Genomic DNA, 4,932 nt, shown 5'->3' with positions numbered 1-4,932 from the left:
GGGTTCCGCTCGGTGACGGACAGCGCCCCCCGGAGGCACGAGACGGCGGGGGCGCCTACCACGGTCGGCGCCCCCGCCGCGCACGTCGGCGGACAGCCCGTGGCCCGATCGTTCCGACTGAGAAAGTGGTGGTGTTTCATGAGCGGGCCCCGGTCGAGGCGTTCTGCCTGGATGGCGCTTTCGCTCGCGCTCGCGGGCCTGCTGGCGGCGGGGGTCTGGGCTGCCGTCGCATGGTCCGGGAACCGGGTCGGCGCGGCCGACTTCGGCGCGGCACCGCGCTCCGGCGCCCCCTCGGAGCTGACGCCGCGTTCGGCGGCACCGGTTCCGTCCGGCGCACTGCCGTCCGCTGCCGCGTCCGCCGCCCACGATGAGGGCGCGCTCCCGGCTGCCTCCTCCGCCCCGTCCGTTCCGCGAGCGCTGTCCATTCCCCGGCTGGGGGTGCGGTCCGCGATCGGTGCCGTGGGGGTGACGAAGGCGGGACAGGTCGAGGTGCCCGCTGATCCCGGGCGGGTGGGCTGGTACCGCTTCTCACCGGCCCCGGGGGAGGCCGCCGGCTCCTCGGTGATCGTCGGGCATGTCGATGCCAAGGGGCGCGGGCTGGGCGTGCTGGTCGCGTTGAACGAGGTCCGGCGCGGCGACCTGGTGCGGGTCTCGCGGTCGGCCGGCACCGCCGTCGACTACCGGGTGGTCTCCCGCCGGACGGTCGCCAAGAAGGCCCTGGGAGCCACCGGAGCGTTCCGGGTGGAAGGCCCGGCGGTGCTGACGCTGATCACCTGCACCGGCCCCTATGTCGCCGACGACGGCGGATACCAGAACAACCTGGTCGTGACCGCGGAAGCGGTGGGACGATGACGGGATTGTGGGCCGGCTCCCGGATTCTTGCGGCTAGTGTGGCGCCGGTGACCATCCCTTTGTCCGCCGACCTGCTCGCCCACGGCTTCGCCGAAGGGGACGAGGCGTGTCTGAACGAGGCGTATCGCCGTTGGGGGGCGCTGCTGTTCACGATCGCCTCCCGCAAGCTCGGCGATCCTGAGGAGGCCAAGGACGTGACGCAGCAGGTGTTCGTCGGTGCCTGGCGGGGCCGCAAGAACTTCGATCTCCAACGCGGTTCGCTCAAGACGTGGCTGGTGGGCATCACGCACAAGAAGATCGCCGACGCACTCGAGCGGCGGTCCCGGCACGAGCGCGACCAGCGGGCTGTCGCGGCGTTCGCCGTTCCCGACGACGGAGCGAACAGGACCGGGACGGCCGACACGGTCGTCGATCACATCGTGGTCATGGACGAGCTCGACCAATTGCCGGCGCCTCAGCAGACTGTCCTCAGGATGGCGTTCTACGAGGACTTGAGCCAGGCGCAGATAGCCGAGCGGACGGGTATGCCGCTGGGGACGGTCAAAAGCCATACACGGCGCGGGATGATGCGCTTGAAGCATCGACTGGAGGTGGACAGTGAAGCACGCTGACGAGGAGACCCTCCTCTTGATGGCGCTCGGAGAGCTGCCCGCGGCCGACGACAGCCTCCATCTTCAGACCTGTCCCACCTGCCGGCGGGAACTCGACTCCTTCCGCCGCGTCGTCAGGACCGCCCAGGCGCCGGAACCCGGCGCGGACCTCCTGCTCCAGCCCCCTGCCGGGCTGTGGGCGGACATCGCGGCCGAACTCTCCCTCCAGGAAGAGCCCGACATCCGGGAGACCTCGGTCGAGGACGAACTCCGCACGATCGTCTCCGAGCAGGACGCCGCGCGGCCCCGTGCCGAGTCCGATCCACCGGCACCGACACCGGCACCGGCACCGACACCGGCACCGGTATCGGTACCTGCGCCGCGTGTGCGGCGGCGGGCGCGTTTCAGTGTGGTCCTGGCCGCGTGCGCCGCGCTGCTCGGTGCCGCCGCGGGCAGTACGGTCACCTGGTGGGCCACCCGCGACGGGAGCGCGCCCGCGGTCGCCGCCGGAAAGCCGCTCGACTCCCTGCGCGCCGCCTCCACGGGCTACGCCAGCCTGCGCGGCACGCCGACCCACCGCAGTCTGACCGTGGATGTGAAGGGACTCCCGTCCACATCGGGTTACTTCGAGGTGTGGCTGATGAACAGCGACCACACCAAGCTCGTCTCCATGGGCGTCCTCGACCCCGACGGCAAGGCCACCCTGCCCGTCCCGGACAACATCGACCTGGGTGAGTACTCCGTCGTCGACGTCTCCGTACAGCCCTACAACGGCAAGACGGACCACTCCGGCAAGAGCATCGTCCGCGGCCCCTACGCCGGCTGATCGCCGGGAGGACGCTCCGCGTTCAGCCGCCTGATCGCTCGACATACTGACACTCTGGGATTAGAGTGTCAGTATGTCTGACACCGATCGGGTGGAGACCATCCTGCGTGCTGCCTACACCTGCTTCACCCGGCATGGCGTACGGCGCACCACCATGGATGACCTCGCTCGCGAGGCGGGAATGTCACGTCCCGCCGTCTACCAGTACGTACGCAACAAAGAAGACGTCTTCCGGCGCCTGGTGCAACACCTGCTCGACGGCGCGCTCGCCGCCTCCCGGGCGGCGGTGACGGACCGGACGGACCTGCCCGCGCGGCTTGCCGGTGCTCTCGAGAGCAAGCTGGACATGGTCGCCGGCGTATGGCGTGACAGCCCCGCCCACGCGGCCGAACTGCTCGCCATCGACGCCCGTCTCACCGCGGACCTTCTCTCCGCCTACGACGAGGCGATGACCGGTCTCCTCGCCGACGCGGTGTCCCGCGACCACCCCCGGACCGACGCGGGTGAGATCGCGCATCTCCTCCTCGCGCTCACCCGGGGCCTGGAAGCGGACCTCACCGACCCGGAAACTCCCCGCCGCCGACTGCACCTCGGCGTCACCCTGATCGTCTCCGGCCTCCAGGCCGCCGACTCCGCCAAGGACCAGCTCTCATGACCGACACCGCCGTCCTGATCACCGGAACATCCTCCGGCATCGGGCGAGCCACCGTGGAACTGCTCAGTCGCCGAGCGGGCCTCACCGTCTACGCCACGGCCCGCGACCCCGAAGCCATCGCCGACCTCGCCGCCGCCGGAGCGCACACCCTGGCGCTGGACGTCACGGACGAGGACTCCATGACGGCCGCCGTCAAAATCGTGGAACAACGCCACGGTCACATCGGCATCCTCGTCAACAACGCCGGCTACGGCGAGTACGGCACCATCGAGGAAACCCGGCTGGACGACGTACGCCGCCAGTTCGAGACCAACGTCTTCGGTCTCGCCCGCCTGACCCAGCTCGCTCTGCCCGCCATGCGGGCCGCCGGCTCGGGCCGCGTCATCAACGTCGGCTCGATGGGCGGCCGGCTCGTCTTTCCCGTCGGCGGTTACTACCACGCCAGCAAATACGCGGTCGAGGCGATCACCGACGCCCTGCGGTACGAGAGCGCCCCGTTCGGCATCAAGGTCAGCCTGATCGAACCCGGGCTGATACGCACCGGATTCGAGGAGGTCGCCGCACAGACGCAGGCGACCTCGTCCACCTCCGACGGTCCCTACGCCGCCCTCACCGACGCGAACGCCCGGCAGATGCGCGCGTCCTATCGCTCCAAGCTGCTCTCGGCTCCTCCCGAGGTCGTAGCCGGAGCCATCCGGCACGCCGCGACCGCACGGCGGCCCCGCACCCGCTACGTCGTCACCCCCGCGGCCAAGTCCCTCGTCCACACCCGCCGCCTGCTGGGCGCCCGAGCCTTCGACGCCTACCTCAAGTTGCAGTACCGCACGGCCGGATGAAGCACCAGGACCGGCTGGACGGCCTGGCCATGCAGACCCGAAGGAACCTTTTATGAGTCCCACCGCGCTGATCTACGGCGCCACCGGCTACATCGGCCGGCTCACCGCCCGCCGCGCCGTCGAAGCGGGGTTGCGTCCCGTCCTCGCCGGCCGGGACGCCGCCGCCCTGGCCGAGGCCGGCCGCGATCTGGGGCTGCCCGTCCGTGCCTTCGCTCTCGACGACCGGGCCGCCGTGGACGACGCCATGGGCGGCGCCACGGTCGTCCTCAACTGTGCGGGCCCCTTCGACCGGACCGCCCCGCCACTGATCGACGCCTGCCTCCGCTCAGGTACCCACTACCTCGACCTGGCCGGCGAGGTCCCCGAGTTCCGCCTCGCCGCAGGCCACGACGAACAGGCCAGGGCCGCCGGTGTCATGCTGCTGCCCGGAGCCGGGTTCGGCGTGGTGCCCACCGACAGCATCGCCGTCCACCTGCTCGGGCGGCTGCCGGACGCCGACCGGCTCGAGATCGCCTTCCACACGGTGGGCGGCCTCTCCCGAGGCACCGCCGCGACCCTGCTCCGCGATCTTCCGCGCACCGGTGTCCGCCTGGACCGAGGTGTCTACCGGCCGCAGCGGGCCGCGGCCGTCACCCGGAAGGTCGACTTCGGCGGGGGACCGGTCACCGCGGCCGCCAACCCCTGGCGGGCCGACCTGCTCACCGCCGCACGTTCCACCGGCATCCGGACCATCGACACGTACACCGTCCTGCCCGCACCCGTGCGCGCACTCATGGGTCTCGCCTCCAGGGCCCCCGCCCTCTTCACCTCCGCGCCGTGGCGTGCCGTCACGAACGCCCTGGTCAGGCGGCTGCCGCCGGGCCCGGACGATGCCACCCTGACCCGGGGGAGCAGTCATGTCTGGGCCCAGGTCACCAACAGCAGGGGGCAGCGGGCGGCAGCGGTCCTCCACGGGCCCGAGGCCTACGAGTTCACGGCCCGCGCAGCTGTCGTCGTGCTGCGGCAGGTGCTCGACGGCACTCACACACCCGGATTCCAGACACCCGCGTCCGCCTACGGCCCCGACCTCGTCCTGACCGTTCCCGACGTCACCCGTCACGACCTGGCCTGACTTCCGGACAGCGGCGCCGCGCCGGGCACCGTGATGACGGACCGGCCGTGCGGCCCTCGTGG

6 protein-coding genes are annotated in these 4,932 nt (G+C 71.3%); all 6 read left to right on the top strand.

The window, feature by feature from the left end:
• The first annotated feature begins 171 nt into the window (after positions 1 to 171).
• The 6 genes from ACFWN1_RS31625 (at position 172) to ACFWN1_RS31600 (ending at position 4,870) form a co-directional block, all read left to right on the top strand.
• Positions 172 to 852, top strand: a complete 681-nt coding sequence (locus tag ACFWN1_RS31625; RefSeq protein ID WP_384369652.1) for a class F sortase — start codon at positions 172 to 174, stop codon at positions 850 to 852.
• A 47-nt stretch (positions 853 to 899) separates the two neighbouring features.
• On the top strand, positions 900 to 1,463 hold the full coding sequence (locus tag ACFWN1_RS31620) for a sigma-70 family RNA polymerase sigma factor (protein ID WP_384369649.1): 564 nt from the start codon (positions 900 to 902) through the stop codon (positions 1,461 to 1,463).
• The gene (locus ACFWN1_RS31615; protein WP_384369646.1) at positions 1,450 to 2,268 is read left to right on the top strand and encodes an anti-sigma factor domain-containing protein; all 819 of its coding nucleotides are present in this window, start codon (positions 1,450 to 1,452) and stop codon (positions 2,266 to 2,268) included. Before ACFWN1_RS31620 ends, ACFWN1_RS31615 begins: the two co-directional genes overlap by 14 nt.
• A gap of 73 nt (positions 2,269 to 2,341) precedes the next feature.
• On the top strand, positions 2,342 to 2,923 hold the full coding sequence (locus tag ACFWN1_RS31610) for a TetR/AcrR family transcriptional regulator (protein WP_384369643.1): 582 nt from the start codon (positions 2,342 to 2,344) through the stop codon (positions 2,921 to 2,923).
• Positions 2,920 to 3,759 (top strand): oxidoreductase, encoded by an 840-nt coding sequence (locus ACFWN1_RS31605; RefSeq protein WP_384369640.1) that lies wholly within the window; start codon positions 2,920 to 2,922, stop codon positions 3,757 to 3,759. The genes ACFWN1_RS31610 and ACFWN1_RS31605 overlap by 4 nt, the downstream gene beginning before the upstream one ends.
• A gap of 52 nt (positions 3,760 to 3,811) precedes the next feature.
• On the top strand, positions 3,812 to 4,870 hold the full coding sequence (locus ACFWN1_RS31600; RefSeq protein ID WP_384369637.1) for a saccharopine dehydrogenase family protein: 1,059 nt from the start codon (positions 3,812 to 3,814) through the stop codon (positions 4,868 to 4,870).
• Positions 4,871 to 4,932: the final 62 nt, after the last annotated feature.

The organism is Streptomyces sp. NPDC058459 (assembly GCF_042721685.1).
Lineage (GTDB): Bacteria > Actinomycetota > Actinomycetes > Streptomycetales > Streptomycetaceae > Streptomyces.
This window is presented reverse-complemented; position numbering and strand designations above follow the sequence as displayed.

Bases quoted from the DNA above. Each gene is read 5' to 3' on its own strand.
- ACFWN1_RS31625 (WP_384369652.1), top strand. From the start codon at position 172: ATGGCGCTTTCGCTCGCGCTCGCGGGCCTGCTGGCGGCGGGGGTCTGG.
- ACFWN1_RS31610 (WP_384369643.1), top strand. From the start codon at position 2,342: ATGTCTGACACCGATCGGGTGGAGACCATCCTGCGTGCTGCCTACACC.
- ACFWN1_RS31605 (WP_384369640.1), top strand. From the start codon at position 2,920: ATGACCGACACCGCCGTCCTGATCACCGGAACATCCTCCGGCATCGGG.
- ACFWN1_RS31600 (WP_384369637.1), top strand. From the start codon at position 3,812: ATGAGTCCCACCGCGCTGATCTACGGCGCCACCGGCTACATCGGCCGG.